Raw genomic sequence first — 16,070 nt, forward strand, 5'->3', positions numbered from 1 at the left:
CTCTACACAACCCTATTCTATCAAACCTCATCTGAAAACAAAAGCCATTGCCCATTGATAAAAGGCTCTGAATATTGTAAGATAAAAGCAGTTTTCAAAACGAAAAGAGGGAATGTCATGATCAAGCTGTTGCTTATTATTCCGTTTGTCTTCATCCTAGTTGGAATGCCATTTGCGAATCGAATCCAGCCGATGGTTCTCGGCATGCCATTTAATTTATTTTGGGTTGCCGCTGGGATCTTACTTTCCACGTGTATTTTAGCGATTGTCTATCATTTCGACAAACAAAATAAGGGGGAAGAACAATGACCGCGCTCATCATCTTAACTGCTTTTTTTCTTCTAACTTTAGTGATCGGAATCAGAGCACGTCAAAAACAAAAAATGAACCTAGAAAATTGGGCGGTTGGTGGTAGGAGTTTCAATACTGTCTTTGTATTCCTACTTACAGCTGGCGAAGTTTACACAACCTTCTCTTTTCTTGGCGGAAGTGGCTGGGCATACTCCAAAGGGATATCCGCGGTGTACGTCATGGTTTACATCGCCCTATCCTATGTCACCTCTTATTTCCTATTACCACTCATTTGGAAGTACGCGCACGAACATCGCCTCGTCTCCCAATCAGACTTTTTTGCTAAAAAATACAATAGTAATCTGCTCGGCGTCGTTGTTGCAATCGTTGGTGTCATCGCGATTATCCCGATCGTCGTTATCCAACTAAAAGGGCTCGGCATCATCGTTTCCCTAACATCTTACGGCGCGATTCCCATGAAAGTTGCCGTTGTTGTTGGAACCATTGCGATCATCATCTACTCCGTGATCTCCGGAATTCGCGGTATCGCCTGGATTGCAGTCCTAAAAGACATCATGATTCTCGCCGTCATCGTATTCATGGGAATCTACTTGCCCATTCATTATTATGGCGGTATCGGCCAAATGTTCGACCAGATAGCGGCGGTTAAACCCGAACTACTCACGTTTCCGCACACAACATATACCGTCACTTGGTTCATCTCGACCGTCTTATTTTACGTCCTAGGTTTCTACATGTGGCCACAAGTTTTCGCTTCCACATTCACTGCGAAAAATGCTCGAACATTCCGTAAAAACGCGATTATAAGTCCCATTTATACATTAATGCTCTTATTTGTTATTTTTATCGGACTTGCCGCTGTTTTACAAATTCCTGGGTTAGAAGGCGACGCGAGCGACCTTGCCCTATTGCAACTTGCGATGAAAACTTTTGATCCATGGTTCGTTGGTATCATTGGCGCGGCTGGTATGCTCACCGCTCTCGTTCCAGGTTCAATGCTTCTCATGAGTGCCGCAACCTTGCTGACGAAAAACATCATTTACAGCTACAAACCGGATACACCCGATCACAAAATTGCGAGCCTCTCCAAGTTTTGCGTCCCAGTTCTGGCGATCATCTCCTGCCTATTCGTTTTTCAAGGAGGCAATGCCTTGGCTGCGATTTTACAAGTCGGATACAGCCTCATCGTTCAGCTCTGCCCATCATTATTCGCTAGTTTAATGAAGCGCAATCCAGTAACAAAACAAGGCGCCCTCGCTGGGATTATTGTCGGTATTTTGATTACCATCTTCATCAGCAATTACAGTATGACGCTTGCAACCTTGCTTCCAGGCGTGCCAACTGCAATTAGCGATATCAACATTGGCTTCTTACCTCTAATCGCAAACGTTATCGTGACACTAGTTGTAAGTCTCCTAACACGAAAAAAACTCGGAACAGACACCATTTAATGTCTGCTCCGAGTTTTTATTTCTTCCTTCGTTTCGTATCTGCTCTCTCTGCTTCTTTTAAATGCAGTGGCGTGTCTACACTTTCATGCACCTTATCATGACTTGGGGCAGTTACGCTCCATTTAACCGTTTTATTCATATCCGGTATCTTTTGTTCCACAACAGCTGCATGTACCTCTTGCTGCACGCTTAAGCCCATCTCACTCATTGTACTGAATCCTGAGAAAAAGCTAAGAGTCAGCATGATGACAACGCTGCATTTTAAAATTGAGTTTTTCTTCATGACTACCTCCTGTTGAGTTGTGAAGTTACCGAATAAGTATAACAGATAGGAATCTTCAGTATCATGAATAAATGATAATATTTGTGCCATTTTTCTTTCATAATTAATTCATATCAATCGTCGTTTTCTTTTTCGTCAGGCGCAGAATCGTGTAGTACACAACCCCCACCGCAAGCCACGAAATACCGATAATCTTCGCCAAAATATCAAGATTAATCATCACGTACAGAATAATCAAGAAACCAATCACTGGCACGACCAAATGTAACAGATAATTTTTCGATTTCATTTTGATAATATAATGATACACGACAGACACATGAATCACCAGAAATGCTGTCAACGCCCCACAGTTCACGATCGATGATAGAATTCCGATATCATTCACGAACACAAGTCCAACCACTAATGAAACAAATCCAACCATGAGCGTACTCAAATATGGTGTTTGGAATCGCGGATGTACTTTTGCTAGGAACTTAGGCAAGTTCTGATCGCGCGCCATTCCGAAAAGAATCCGTGAAATAGCCGCCTGTGCTGCGAGTGCATTCGCAAAGCCCCAAGAAAGAATCGTTGCGATGATCGTCGTATTTTTCAAGAAAGGCCCGCCAGCTTCTCCTGCAATTTGATAAAAAGCGGTGTCAATATTGTCAAAATTGAGGTAATTCGGATGAATCAACGCTGCAATATAGGTCTGAATAATGAACAAGAAACCAACCAGCATCAGTGCCCACAAAATCGCTTTTCCGACCGTTTTATTTCCACCTTTCGTCTCCTCAGCAAGCGTGCTAATTCCGTCAAACCCCAAGAAACTAAGCACCGCCACCGAAACAGCCGTCATAACAAACGGTAAGTTGAAATCGGCCGCATTATAAATTGGTTTCATCGTCACACCGTCACCAACGCCATTCGAGATTGCCACAACGCCAACCGCGATAAAAATCGCCAGCACGATCAATTCCCCCACAAGAAAAACAATGTTCGCACGCGCAGTAAAAGCAATACCACGAATATTAATCCAACTATTCACCAAGATAAAAATAACCAGCCAGATCCAAACTGGCACATCAGGCACAATCGCTTTTAACGAATTCGCCGAAACGACATAAAGTAAGGCTGGTACAAAAACATAATCCAGCAAAATCATCCAACCTGCAAGAAATCCAACTGTTTTGTTAATTCCACGCTGGGCATAGGCATAAACCGAACCTGCGATTGGAAAAGCACGCGACATCGAGCCATAACTAAGTGCTGTGAATAACATCGCGACCATACCAATCATATATGTAAGTACGATCATTCCCTTCGATGCTGTCACAACTTCTCCGTAAATGCCAAACGGAGCAATCGGGACCATAAATATTAGTCCATAAATTACTAAATCTTTCAGCGTTAACGTTCTCTTTAATTCCTGCTTGTAGCCAAATGACTCCAAACTCCCTTTTTCTGCTTCTGCCATGTTAGTTCAGCTCCTCAATACTCCAGTTTGTAAGATATGTCAGTGGTAATTCCATACGTGCCGTTTTATTCGGATCAACGACTTGGCAAACGCGCAAATCAGCCGCAAGTGATAGCAAATGAATCGCATTCCCTTTCGATAAATCTGTATAGCTCTCCACGAAATGAACCATTTGCTTCGTCGCCATCACACCCGCCTCATCTAACGTTTTCGCAGAAGCAATCGTCGCAAGCTTCCCATCACGTACTAAAAACGGCGTCGGCCAATCCTTATTTTTGAAAACTTTGATCGTTACCGTAATATCACAAGGTACTTCCGCTCCGCAAACGGAAACTTCGCCGTCTCCCATTGCAGCGTGACAATCTCCCATCGCAAGTAAAGCACCCGCCACATTGACAGGTAAAAACAACGTCGTACCTTCCCCAATTTCTTTACAATCCATATTCCCACCATGCGCATCTGGCGTTCCACACGACACAGCCTCCCCAGCTGGCGCCGTTCCAATTACGCCAATCATCGTATTAAGCGGAATGTTTATTTTTTCTGAAAATTTAATCGTTCCGTTTTCGATTGGAAGTCGGCGAATCGTATTTTCCGTCAACTCGTCCCCAATCACACCCGAATCAGGACCCGTAAATAATGTTGCCGTATTGCCAATATCCAGTTTTTCAATCGTTACAGCGAGAATATCCCCAACCTCCGCGCCTTCTACAAAAACAGGGCCAGTCGCAGGATTAATCCGGTTCCAGTCCAGCTTTTCAAAAGCGCCATGTTCCTCTGTGATTTGATCCTCGAAACAATCATACGCCTCAAAAATTAGCCGATCGCCGTCTTTTACTGTTGCCACCGCTTTATTGTTTTTGTCCATGGCATAAATCGGTGCGCCTTTTTTTATTATCTGTGTCATTTGTCTGTCACCCTTTCCATTTGATTGCATTTATCTTATAGCTAAACTTGGCGTTTGTCAATGTAGTTTTTTTACAATTGCGAATCATGAGGCTACACAAAAAACTAGACATAGATTCAGTTACCATCCATTCCTATGTTACTTCCTCTAGAATTTCTAAAATCGGCGTATATTCTCGCTCTTGATCCCTCGCAACAGCTTCCATCGTGACCTGCTTTTGATACGTATTGATACCAGTTAGATCATCGCGTTTGCAAATATCGATGTCACAACAACCATGATTTTAGAAACGACACTTGAAAATCGATTTATTGAATAAGCAAAAAAGCCTCCTAAAAAGGAAGCTTTGCAAAATAACACTATTCTAATATAATATCCGCTTTTTTCTTCCAATCAAACGAAATGCCATACGGGTTTTTCTGGTTAAACTTTTTAGTCGCATGATGGAGAATTATCTCTGGGTGGAATAAGAAAGTCACGTGTTTAGTCGTATATTCAAATCTTTCCCCCGCCTCATTTTCCGCGATAATCGTTACATACGTGTACCACTTAGAATTCTCAGATGTCAGCCTCATTTGAAATCCATTCATCTTTTCCTGAAAATACAGCTCACGCATAAATGAACCACCTCACACCAAATTCAATATAGATAAAAACACAACATTATATAGTGTCTCTATTCCCTATTTCTTCAAAAAGTAGGCATTCGTTTTATAATTTTTACGCTCATCTTTCGTTTTTGCTGTATAAATTGTAGCGATAAACACGGTAAGCATCTCGAATGCGACTAAAATAATCGTTGCCTGAATACCTATTCCAAGCAAAAAAATCGACCAATAGATTCGCAATCCCAAGACGATCAACGTAATCCAAGCGCGTCCTCTATGTTTCGGGATAAAATCAAACACATGAGAGGCAAGCGCAATGAATACAAACCAAAATAATTGGCTGACTGTAATCACAAAATCCATCCTTTTCTATGCGTTTAATTGTTCTTCCAACTTCTCCGTAAAATCAGCAATCATATCAAAAGCTGTTACAAAGCCAAAATCACTCACATTATAATTCGCTACAAATACTCCATCTCGTTCGCGAATCATCAAAGAAGGTCTTACTGTATCGCCAATCGCGTCCTTGCTAGTCTCCTCACTATAAAAGACCCAATGCGTTGCTGCCAGTGGATTTTCTGTTTTTTGCGCAAGATCAGCTTGCACCGTAGCTACCACTTTTTCTTGCAACCTCTCATCTAAACTCCCCACTACATAACCATACCAGATCGTGCGGTAATACTTGGATTCAAATTCGTTCGTTTCGTCAAATAGTTTTTTCATTTGTAGATCCTCCTCGTGTATTTACTGTAGATCATTGCTCCATTTTATTATAACATAGTCTATTGTCAGCCTTTACAAATTATGTTATAGTAATCGTACAGTGAATATTACACGTTCGACGTAGGAACCATCTGATAAGGATGGATTCTGCGTCTTTTTTTATGTTCACTAGTAACATTGAATAGGAGAATTACTATGAATCAAGATTATCGTTTACCACAAAATAGCAAGGAAGGACTTTTATATGGCATTATTATTTGCGGGATTACCGTCTTTTTTATGACATCGCTTAATGTGTATCTACAATTTCAAACCGTAAATACAGAATTTCTCTTCGCCGTACTTACATCCTTACCCCTATTTTTCATCGTTGCCATGCTAGTAGAAAACTTTTTTATTCGCCACTTTTCGGATAAAATGGTTTCTAAATTCGCAGCCACTGGGGATAGTTTTAACGCTAATATCCTTTTTTCAGTCCTCTTCACCGTTTTGGGTATGTCCTTTTGCATGACATTTATCGGTGATTTCATCGGTCACGGATTTACTTTAGAAAGCGGTATTATCTCTAGATTTTTCACTGCCTGGCCTAGAAACTTTGCGATTGTTCTATTTTTAGAACTACTCATTGCCCAACCTTTAGCAAGAAAAGCGATGGCGAATCTTCATAAATAACGCTAAAAAGCGCATTGGCTCGAAAACCAATGCGCTTTTTTCATTTTATCGTTCCAACACCGTTACACATTCCACATGTGTCGTCACTCGGTTGGGTATACATTTTTTCAGGGTCGTTAGTGGTTTGGGAAGACAATTCACTGGGACTATTATTCGACTTAGCATTTCTTCTTTTGGGCTTAAACTTTGCTGAATCTTGCCCATCGAAAATTCCAGTTTTATAGACAAAAGTTAACCTATATGGATCTACTGTCCCATCTTCTTCTACTTCTCCTACAATGACTTTTTCAATGATGCTTTCGAACACATATCGGTCAAATTTTTCTAAAAATTGATTTTGTTCCAAGTTCTTTCTAAATGAGCTAATTCGTTTTTTTATGTCATTCTCGTTATGAGATGTTGTTTCCAATTCTTCTAAATCATAACTTAGTTCATCCAGTTTTGCTGATAGTTCTGTATACTTTTCTTCGTAAGATGCATCATCAATAAGCCCATCGATTTTCATATCAACAAGGTTATTCCGTTTCTTCTCAGTGTTCTGGATTCCATTTTTCAATTTTGTTATCTTCTTCTTTACACCATCATCAACTAATCCTCGTTCAATTTTTTTCAAAAATTGTTCTAGTATAGTTGTATTGTCCGCACATATTAGTCGATAACTTTCCATGAAAGCTTGTTCAATTGCGCTCTCCACTAAGCCTTTACTATGTGGGCAGTGTTTTTTGCCTTTTTTTGTCGCAACACTACATTGCCAAACTATTTGACGATGATCCTTTCCAGCATGCCAACTCCTACGACTCGCATTTCCCCCACAAAATCCACATTCCAGAAGAGAGCTAAAGGCGTATTCTCGAGTGTATTTTTTTCTCCTACCATTTTTTTCGACAGTGTCCCTGCTGGAACCTCGCTTCAGTAAAATCTCTTGTACTTTTTCAAAAACATCGTCGCTCACAATCGGTTCATGATGGTCATGAATGTAATACTTATCTTCTTCACCAAAATTTCGCATCCGTCTTTTAGAAATAGGGTCTAATGTAAAAGTTTTCCCAAGAAGGACATCTCCTTTATATTTTTCATTTTTTAGGATTCCTAAAACTGTTGAATCAGGCCATTTACTATTTCCACGTTTCGTTTTATATCCCATGCTTGTGAGTTCAGTTGCAATTATGTGTGTTCCTACGCCTTGAATGTATCGGTTGAAAATGTACCTAACGATTTCTGCCTCTTCTTCATTAATAGACAAGGTTTTATCTTTATTATTGTAATCATAGCCCAAACAACCTTGAAAGCCTACTAATTCTCCGCGTTTCATTTTCATTTTTAGTCCTTTTTTTACGTTTGATGATATATTTTCTACTTCCTGCTGAGCCACTGAACTTAATACCACTAGGAGCAACTCGCCGTCCATTGTAAGTGTATTTATTTTCTCATCTTCAAAATATACTGCCACACCTTTTTCTTTTAGCATCCTCACATAACGCAAAGTATCTAATGTATTTCTTGCAAATCGTGAAATAGATTTTGTAATAACTACATCGATATCACCATTCATACAATCATTAATCAATTTTTGAAAACTTTCTCGTTTAGACGCTTGCGTTCCTGTCATCGCTTCATCTGCATAAACTCCCGCCATAACCCATTCTAGATTTTGATTAATCAAATCAGTATAATACGTGACTTGAGATCTATAACTATTTAATTGATCTTCTGAATTAGTACTTACCCGGCAATAAGCAGCTGTTCGTTGTAGCTTATGTTCTTCGCTCTTGCTTCTATCTATTAGCTTACGATCCGCTTTGATAAATTCTATTTTTTTCTCGTTCATGATGAGCCTCCTTAATTGTATTCCTTTTATAGTGTCTATTATATGCTATAAAGAAAAACAAATCAAGAATTAATATCAGATATAACATTATATTCTGACATTATGACTATCTTCAACTTACTGTACTCCTCTTCTGAAATTAGATTTTCTATAAGCAAGTGTCTCAACATAGCGACATGAATACTATAATTTAGTATATCTTTTTTCATTATTCACCTTCTAAACTATTTTTTCTCATATTTGAACAGCTGCTGGAAACAGCATCACTGGAATTTCACCACCCCTCATTCAGACAGGACGTATACACGTGAGTATCATTATGCAATGTATTGATCTTTGCCACTTGTTTCCATCAAGTTGAATAAATAAGTAACATCGCTCTTCCTAATCTAATAGGCGTCATTGCGTACCTTTATTCTTCGCTAGCAATACACTGTTTGTATTCAAATATGCTTTATTCTATTGTCAAAGAACATTCGACTGCTATAACAGTCTTTTAAAAGATACTTCCTTGGAAATACCTTTTGAAAGCATGTTATAAAATCTGCATGACACCGCGAAGTATCACGCAGATATTTTCGTTAGTTAGATGCTAAATCTATTAGTAGTTTCAGCAACATTGCTGGTGTTCTTTCCACTTCTTGGATTTGATCCGTATCTGTGGTAACAATATGCGCTACTCCATTTGGATCAACAATAAAAATAGCATCACTAACGTCAACTGCTATGTCATCATACGCCAATCCATCGTGACAACATTCACAAGTTTGTTCAGTTTTTTCATCTTCTAACTGTTCGATTAATTCTACAACTGTTTCTAGCTGAACGATGACCTGCTTTAAATATATTTGGATGCTCACCATTTTTTCTAATCGTGATACTTCATCTCTGTTTGTATTCATAAAATTAAAATGTTCCATTCTCATTCTCTCCTTAAAGTTTTGTTTTTTTAATACTCCAGATTAAACTCAAAAATTTTCGAAATTAACCTTGATTCAATTCTGGACTTCAAATCATGATCGACAACAACCTGACAGACGCCAAACTCATCATATAGTTTTCGAGTGGCAAGTTTACTTATATAACTACCGAAATACTCTAAAACATATCTGACAGCGAATATATCGCCTTGCGTTGCTTGTTCAATGATTTCGTACTCTAATAATGTATGGTTTCTAAGTTTCTCTCTCACCTAAGCTTCCTCCATCTTTGATGATTTTCTTTAACTCAACTAACGTTTTATGACGTAGTCGATTTAGTTTTCTTGTCGACATCTCAAATTCACTTGCAATCTCAACATCGGATAAATCAAGAAAATAGGATAATAGAATAATTTTTCTTTCTCTATCACTCAGTTTTTCTAGCGCTTCCCCCAGCAAACTATCCCGTACAACCACCTCAATATCATTTAATACAAAAATATAATCATCTGATATTTCATTGAAAAGTTGTTGTTCCTTTATGTGAGTTAAAGATACTTCATTTGTTCGCTGTCGCTTTAACTCTCGATAAAAATCAACTAGTTCATTTCTGATAATTCTTTTGCAAAATGTATCAAATGTATGTTGTTTATGTTTTTTCCATTCCTCATCCTTTTTCTGTTTGCAATTTTTTAACATTTCCCATCACCTCCGTTCCTTACTTTTGGTTTTGGTAGCCTCCTCTACACTAATACTACGTTTCGAATCGCTCATTTGGTCATATTTATCAAAAAAAATTTTTTATTAACAAACAGACCTTTTATATTATATTTTGTAAAGTTTCCTATTTCCGTGACCAGATTGTGTCTTAATTCCGTAGTATTAGTGGAGGGTCAGTTAGTAGCAAGCACTGGGAATGGGTACCCATTCCCTATTTCCAGCCTATTTCGCTACGCGCTATAGGTTGGAAATGCTTGTTGGGGATACTCCCCAAACCCCTGTTTTGTAAATTTAAAATGAAAGGATAGAAAATCATAGTATGGAAAATAGAAAGCGAGAAATTCAATTGAAATTTAGAGTAAGTGAGGAGGAAAAAAAGTTTATTGATATTAAAATGAAAGAAGCAAATATTTCCAATCGGGAAGCATATCTAAGAAAAATGGCGATTGATGGAACCATCATTACTTCTAACTTTGAGGAAACTAAAAAAATGATTTTTGAACTTCATAAAATTGGAACTAATATTAATCAGATTGCTCATATAGCAAACTCAAATGGCGATATATCAGAAGAAAAGATTTATGAATTAAAGGAGATGATGAAACAAATATGGCAGTTACAAAGATCTGGTCTATTAGAAAAACACTCTATCTAGCTATCCAATATATTTTGAACCCGAATAAGGCTGTTTATGTATCCAGTCATGCCTGTGCTCCTGAAACTGCTGATTTAGAATTCGCGCTAACTCTCGGACAAAATAGTCGCTCTGGTGGCACGAATAAGGCATATCATATGATTCAATCGTTTAAGCCCGAGGAAACAACACCTGAGCAAGCACATGAAATAGGCATGCAACTACTGGAGCAACATCTAAATGGGAAGTACGAATATGTCTTAACAACACATGTAGACACTTCGCATATCCATAATCATGTCGTTTTTAATGCTTCTAGCTATGTAGATCATAAAAAATATAACGACTGTAAGAAAACTTATTATCAACTTCGCGAAGCAAGTGACGCGCTTTGTGCTGAACATGGTTTATCGGTTATTCCTCCAAGCGAAAGTAAAGGTATTACGCATCATGAGTGGCAAATGAGACAAGCGGATACTAGTTGGAAACAAGCACTTCAAAATACAATTGATGATGCCATTCAGTCTGCGAAATCTTTCGAGGATTTTCTAACCAAGATGGAACTCGCAGGCTATGAAATCAAGCATGGAAAACACATCGCTTTTCGCGCGAATGGTCAAGAGCGATTCACTCGTTGCAAACGTTTAGGTGAGGCTTATACCGAAGAAAAAATAAAAGAACGCATCGCTAAAAAAGAGCCCATTCTTGGTAAAAAGCGCAAAAAAATAAGCCCAACCGATAAGCCCCTGAGCATTATGATTGAACTTGATAAAAATAAGAAAGCAATGGAGAATAAAGGTTATGAACATTGGGCAAAGTTGCATAATTTAAAGCAAGCAGCCAAAACGGTCAATTTTTTAAAGGAGAACAACATAGATTCACTAGATGAACTTGAAACGCTTATGAACCAAACGAGTGAGAAACTACAAAGCTTAACCCAAAAAATCAAAAACATCGAGCATGATATGAACCAACAAAAAGAAATTATGAAGAATGTTTCGCTGTACCACCAAACGAAAGATGTGTATGCTGATTATCGTAGCGCTAAGAATAAAAAAGCATTTTTCAATACACATTCAACTGATATTTTATTGCATCAAACTGCAAGCAAATCTCTTCAAGGACTCCATATCAATCCTGCTGCCACCTCCAAAAACAAGCTACTTGAAAGACTTTCCACATTACAAGCAAAGCAACAAGATTTAAATCAAGAACATAAAGCCGTGAAGAAGAAATTGAAAGAGTATCAATTAATAAGCACAAATATCAACTTAACCTTAAAGCAAGATAATGTGAATAAAGAAGATAAAGATAGATAATCTTTTTCTATCTTCTAGTACGCTTAATTCTGCTCATTTGCGTTCATTTTTTTGTAATTCTTCGTATCAAAAAATCAGTATTACTAGAATGAATATATTTTCACATGATATAGCATAAGAAAATATTTCTTTCATAAACTAACTGTAATATTATCTTTTTTTCTTCTTCTCACCATAATTTGGTGGATAATTTTTTTCAGGGTTAATACCGTCTATCACCGCATAGTATGCGTCGAAATCTATTCCTTTTTTATATTGCAAGCAAAAAACATCAAAAATAAAGGACACAAATGGGAAAGATGAAAAGACTGGCAACAAAAGAAATGCTATATATCCTAGTGTCTCTATTTGAGGACTATATAGAAAAACAACTAATCCCCCTACGACACCACCTAAAATCTGGAATTTCCCTATATTACCCATCTTCGGCTGTTTTCGGACACCACTTCTTTTTTTGCGTCCACGATAGATATAAAACAAAGAATAAGCAATAACTGATATTAACCAAAACGCTAGACTCATAATCGGGAAAATAAAGGCACTATTATATAAATATACTGCCATTGTAAATGCTATAAATATTGCACCAAAGGCGAATAGAAATAATACAAAACAAAAATATATACTGAACTCTAATCCATATTTCCATGGTTGTGGTGTTCGATAAATAGCTCTTATTCGTATACAACTAAATAGACAGAAGCATACTGTAATAATACTATAAGCATTGATCATAATTGCAAGCATATCAGGTAATAATTTATTACTCGGGTTAGGCACAATATAACTACCTAATGCAAAACCAATAGCCAAAATTGCCAAACCATAATACAGTCTATTTGCCCCCTGCATAGGAGATAGACCTAACTTACCGTATAATATTTCGTATCCCTTTTTTATATATTCTGATTCTTGGATTTCATTATTGTTCATGCTCTCACCTCCTTGTGTGATAACAAAAATAAGATTACTTCCTAAATCGTCCTGTACATGGAGTATTCATACGGCATTACATCATATACCTTTCAGTAAGTGATACCTTAAAAAATTAGTTTTAACCACAATGAATATATTTTCACATGATATAGCATAAGAAAATATTTCTTTCATAAACTAACTGCACTATTTTCTTTTTTTCTTCTTCTCACCATAGTTTGGTGGATAGTTTTTGTCAGGATTGATCCCATCTATTACCGCATAATATGCATCAAAATCTATACCTTTTTTATAGCGTAAACAAAATAGATCGAAAAAGAATCCCGCTGTTACTAAGGCAAAAGTAGCTGGAAGAATGCAAAGAACTGCATACCCGAATCTATTTACACTTACGTCAGGAAGGACAATAATTAATACTACAATGGCAATTCCTAAAAATTGTATTTTACCCAAGCTTTCTTTTTTCGGTGTATGGCGCTGGCTACTCTTTCCCTTCCACCCTCTATAAACAAAATGGATTGAATATACTATCACAGCAAAAATAAGAGCTCCAACACTTATAATAACACCTGTAAAGTCACTATTAAATAAAGTAATCGACATAATAGTTGCAATCATTATAGCACTTATTGACATCATAACTGGACACAAATAAAAATAAATACTATATTCCAAACCATATTTCCACGGCTTTTTAGTGTTATATATATAATTAACTCTAATTAAGAGAATACTTAAAATTGAAGCGTTCAAAATTATATTCAAGATCATCAAGAACACTAAAATATCATTTATTTCCTTTTGCATAGGATTAGGGACAACAACAGGCATCAACGCCATAAACATCATAATTACCAACATACCAGAAAATATTTTCTTCGTCCCACGCATACTCACTAAGCCAAGCTTTCCATATAATATTTCAAATCCTGACTTTATATATTCTCGTTCTTGAATAACTTCTCTGTTCATACCACCACTCCTTTAGTAGTCAATGCGACCTTACCATCTGAGTCAATGTTAGAAGCGTTATTATTTTACTTTCTTCTTCTCACCATAGTTTGGTGGATAGTTTTTGTCAGGGTTGATCCCATCTATTACTGCATAGTATGCACCAAAATCTATTCCTTTTATATAGTGTAAGCAAAAAAGATTAAAGATAAATCCTACAAAAGTCAATGAAAGTAATAGCGGAATCCCAAGGAATGCAATATATCCGAGTGTTTCTACTTGTGGACTATATAGAAAAACAACTAATCCTCCTACAATACCACCTAACGCTTGAAGTTTCCCTATATTCCCCATCTTCGGTTGCTTCCTCACGCCGCTTCTTTTTTTTCGTCCACGATAAATAAAGAATATGGAATATGCAAGAACGGATATTAGCCAAAATACAAAACATAGAATAGGGGCAATAAATGAGCTATTATACAAATATACAGACATCGTTAATGCAATAAACATGCCACTAAACGAAAATAAAAAACCAATACAATAAAAATAGGTACTGAATTCTAATCCATAGTTCCATGGTCGAGGTGTTCTATAAATCATTCTTACTCGTATGCAACTATACAAAGCAAAGAGCCCTGTCATAATAGCATAGCCATATATCAAAATCATAAGTATCTCAGGTAATAATTTATGATTCGGGTTGGGAACAACAAATGGAATTAAAGTGAAGAGAACCGCCATTACAGACAATCCGTAATATAATTTATTCGTTCCACGCATTGGAATCAACGCTAATTTCCCATATAATATTTCATAGCCATCCTTTATATATTCTGATTCTTGGATTTCGTTTTTGTTCATAGTACTTAACATCTCCTTAGTATCCAACATTCCAATCTTTTAAACTATTAATTTTATCTCCAATAGATTCAAAACCATCATGAACTGGACCTTTTATCTGATTAAATGTCCATGAAACCGCGAAACCTACTCCTATCCCAACTAGAACTACAACTCCTGCTACTAATAGGGGTGGGCATGTAACTCCTGCACTAGTTGCAATAAATACAGTTAAGCCCGTTGCCCCTGCTCCTGCAACTTCACCTGCATAAATCCCCGCACCAATACTTGTCAAATCAACTACCGTATCAGTAAAAGCCCGATCTCTATCACCAGTTGACGCATAGGTTTGATAATTGTTCCATCCTACCATCGCGACTGAGCCAATTAATACAGCTTTGCTTAACACTCCGCCACTTTTAAAAGTTATCTTTTCATTTGCATTCGTAAGTCCCTTTGTTAAATTGTAATTTAGAAAAGTGGATTTGTTCATCCATCTTACATTACCTCCATAGTTCGCTTTGATAAAATCATTTGTCCCAAACAAAGTGATCTTTCCTTGTGAAGAACCAAACTTAACACCCTTGTCTAATTGATCCGTTAGAGCAGTCCATAGTTTATTTCCTCTCCCTAACCAACTATTTCCCTCTTTAAGTACTTTGAAGGTTCCAGTTGCAAGGTCTACACCTATTCCTAGACTAGCCATTGCCGCAAATTGAACGTTCTCTTGGTACTCCTTCGATGTCGGGTTTGCTCCATCAAAGTAGTTTGCAAATAATTGATTAAATGTTTCACCCGTAGCATAGTAGGTTGCTAAAACCTTATTACTCTCATCAGTTGCAACTAATTTATTTAACTCATACGCCACATCATACTCACACTTATAACTGCTTCTGTATACTAAATTCTTAAAATCATTGTATCCAATTGCTGATTTATCTTTCTCATCAATTTTATCATAATAGTTAGCTAAATGCCTATTTAATATTTTTTCTTCATTTGTAAAATTATCCACACGAGCCTTCATATCATTAAATTTCCCAACGATTGCTTCCATATCAATGTCTAAAATTCCTTGTCCCATATTCTTCACCTACTTTCTTGCATATTGCGTTCCAGCATTATGTTCTAACGTTTGATTTGTATGTCCGCTTGCATCACCAACTGGTGTTTCAGATATACTTACGTCAAAATCTGATGTTCTATAGTTAGAATTATTTATATAATTTCCGAGAGTCACATCTACTTCCTTAAATGTATTTTGCAGTACTGATAAGTCATTATAATTTTTTTGAACAGCATCACCAATCGTGCTATTTATTAATTTAATAATTTCTCCAATATATGTGTGCATTCCTGCAACTGCACCACCTTCAAATTGTTCTGAAATTTGCCGATTTAAAGCGATTAATGCTTGTGCTAAGGCATCTTCTGCGTCAATAACTTCTAAAAGTGCTTGTCCGATTGGCTCTAAAGTAGCCTCGCCTATTTGAATTTGTCCCAT

The 16,070-nt window shown here is 37.1% G+C and carries 20 protein-coding genes; 5 read left to right on the top strand and 15 right to left on the bottom strand.

What is annotated here, in order from left to right; translation table 11 throughout:
- Positions 1–117 precede the first annotated feature (117 nt).
- Both UE46_RS11050 and UE46_RS11055 read left to right on the top strand, forming a co-directional pair.
- Entirely contained in the window at positions 118–309 is a 192-nt protein-coding gene (locus UE46_RS11050; RefSeq protein ID WP_036060827.1) for a DUF3311 domain-containing protein, read from the top strand.
- Positions 306–1,763, top strand: coding sequence for a sodium:solute symporter family protein (locus UE46_RS11055; RefSeq protein WP_118907612.1), 1,458 nt, complete (start codon positions 306–308; stop codon positions 1,761–1,763). Before UE46_RS11050 ends, UE46_RS11055 begins: the two co-directional genes overlap by 4 nt.
- Positions 1,764–1,779: 16 nt before the next feature.
- Here the strand turns inward: UE46_RS11055 and UE46_RS11060 are convergent, their stop codons facing one another.
- The 6 genes from UE46_RS11060 to UE46_RS11085 form a co-directional block, all read right to left on the bottom strand.
- Complete coding sequence (locus UE46_RS11060) at positions 1,780–2,046, bottom strand: hypothetical protein (protein WP_118907613.1); 267 nt, start codon at positions 2,044–2,046, stop codon at positions 1,780–1,782.
- Positions 2,047–2,149: 103 nt separating this feature from the next.
- Positions 2,150–3,505: an APC family permease gene (locus tag UE46_RS11065; protein ID WP_036060826.1), complete on the bottom strand. Its 1,356-nt coding sequence runs from the start codon at positions 3,503–3,505 to the stop codon at positions 2,150–2,152.
- 1 nt (position 3,506) lies between these two features.
- Positions 3,507–4,412, bottom strand: a complete 906-nt coding sequence (locus tag UE46_RS11070; RefSeq protein ID WP_118907614.1) for an acetamidase/formamidase family protein — start codon at positions 4,410–4,412, stop codon at positions 3,507–3,509.
- Between the two features lie 359 nt (positions 4,413–4,771).
- Complete coding sequence (locus UE46_RS11075; protein ID WP_036060824.1) at positions 4,772–5,029, bottom strand: hypothetical protein; 258 nt, start codon at positions 5,027–5,029, stop codon at positions 4,772–4,774.
- A 66-nt stretch (positions 5,030–5,095) separates the two neighbouring features.
- Positions 5,096–5,383, bottom strand: a complete 288-nt coding sequence (locus UE46_RS11080; RefSeq protein ID WP_036060822.1) for a hypothetical protein — start codon at positions 5,381–5,383, stop codon at positions 5,096–5,098.
- Positions 5,384–5,389: 6 nt separating this feature from the next.
- Complete coding sequence (locus UE46_RS11085) at positions 5,390–5,743, bottom strand: hypothetical protein (RefSeq protein WP_036060820.1); 354 nt, start codon at positions 5,741–5,743, stop codon at positions 5,390–5,392.
- Positions 5,744–5,938: 195 nt separating this feature from the next.
- Between UE46_RS11085 and UE46_RS11090 the strand changes: the two genes are divergently transcribed.
- A complete protein-coding gene (locus tag UE46_RS11090; RefSeq protein WP_118907615.1) occupies positions 5,939–6,415 on the top strand; it encodes a DUF2798 domain-containing protein in 477 nt (158 codons plus the stop codon).
- Between the two features lie 40 nt (positions 6,416–6,455).
- Here the strand turns inward: UE46_RS11090 and UE46_RS11095 are convergent, their stop codons facing one another.
- The 4 genes from UE46_RS11095 to UE46_RS11115 form a co-directional block, all read right to left on the bottom strand.
- On the bottom strand, positions 6,456–8,243 hold the full coding sequence (locus tag UE46_RS11095) for a recombinase family protein (RefSeq protein ID WP_118907616.1): 1,788 nt from the start codon (positions 8,241–8,243) through the stop codon (positions 6,456–6,458).
- 581 nt (positions 8,244–8,824) lie between these two features.
- Entirely contained in the window at positions 8,825–9,163 is a 339-nt protein-coding gene (locus UE46_RS11105) for a hypothetical protein (RefSeq protein WP_036060818.1), read from the bottom strand.
- A 29-nt stretch (positions 9,164–9,192) separates the two neighbouring features.
- A complete protein-coding gene (locus tag UE46_RS11110; protein ID WP_036060817.1) occupies positions 9,193–9,435 on the bottom strand; it encodes a helix-turn-helix domain-containing protein in 243 nt (80 codons plus the stop codon).
- The gene (locus tag UE46_RS11115; RefSeq protein ID WP_036060816.1) at positions 9,419–9,862 is read right to left on the bottom strand and encodes an RNA polymerase sigma factor; all 444 of its coding nucleotides are present in this window, start codon (positions 9,860–9,862) and stop codon (positions 9,419–9,421) included. Before UE46_RS11115 ends, UE46_RS11110 begins: the two co-directional genes overlap by 17 nt.
- 340 nt (positions 9,863–10,202) lie before the next feature.
- Between UE46_RS11115 and UE46_RS11120 the strand changes: the two genes are divergently transcribed.
- Positions 10,203–10,538, top strand: a complete 336-nt coding sequence (locus UE46_RS11120; RefSeq protein ID WP_036060814.1) for a MobC family plasmid mobilization relaxosome protein — start codon at positions 10,203–10,205, stop codon at positions 10,536–10,538.
- The gene (locus tag UE46_RS11125; protein WP_036060813.1) at positions 10,493–11,836 is read left to right on the top strand and encodes a relaxase/mobilization nuclease domain-containing protein; all 1,344 of its coding nucleotides are present in this window, start codon (positions 10,493–10,495) and stop codon (positions 11,834–11,836) included. Before UE46_RS11120 ends, UE46_RS11125 begins: the two co-directional genes overlap by 46 nt.
- 150 nt (positions 11,837–11,986) lie before the next feature.
- Here the strand turns inward: UE46_RS11125 and UE46_RS11130 are convergent, their stop codons facing one another.
- The 5 genes from UE46_RS11130 to UE46_RS11150 form a co-directional block, all read right to left on the bottom strand.
- The gene (locus UE46_RS11130) at positions 11,987–12,769 is read right to left on the bottom strand and encodes a hypothetical protein (protein WP_036060812.1); all 783 of its coding nucleotides are present in this window, start codon (positions 12,767–12,769) and stop codon (positions 11,987–11,989) included.
- Positions 12,770–12,958: 189 nt separating this feature from the next.
- Entirely contained in the window at positions 12,959–13,744 is a 786-nt protein-coding gene (locus UE46_RS11135) for a hypothetical protein (RefSeq protein WP_118907617.1), read from the bottom strand.
- 60 nt (positions 13,745–13,804) lie between these two features.
- Positions 13,805–14,587, bottom strand: coding sequence for a hypothetical protein (locus tag UE46_RS11140; protein WP_036060811.1), 783 nt, complete (start codon positions 14,585–14,587; stop codon positions 13,805–13,807).
- Positions 14,588–14,603: 16 nt separating this feature from the next.
- A complete protein-coding gene (locus UE46_RS11145) occupies positions 14,604–15,650 on the bottom strand; it encodes a hypothetical protein (protein ID WP_036060810.1) in 1,047 nt (348 codons plus the stop codon).
- Positions 15,651–15,659: 9 nt separating this feature from the next.
- Positions 15,660–16,070 (bottom strand): hypothetical protein, encoded by a 411-nt coding sequence (locus tag UE46_RS11150; RefSeq protein WP_036060809.1) that lies wholly within the window; start codon positions 16,068–16,070, stop codon positions 15,660–15,662.

Origin of the sequence: Listeria weihenstephanensis, assembly GCF_003534205.1 — a bacterium.
GTDB classification, from domain to species: domain Bacteria; phylum Bacillota; class Bacilli; order Lactobacillales; family Listeriaceae; genus Listeria_A; species Listeria_A weihenstephanensis.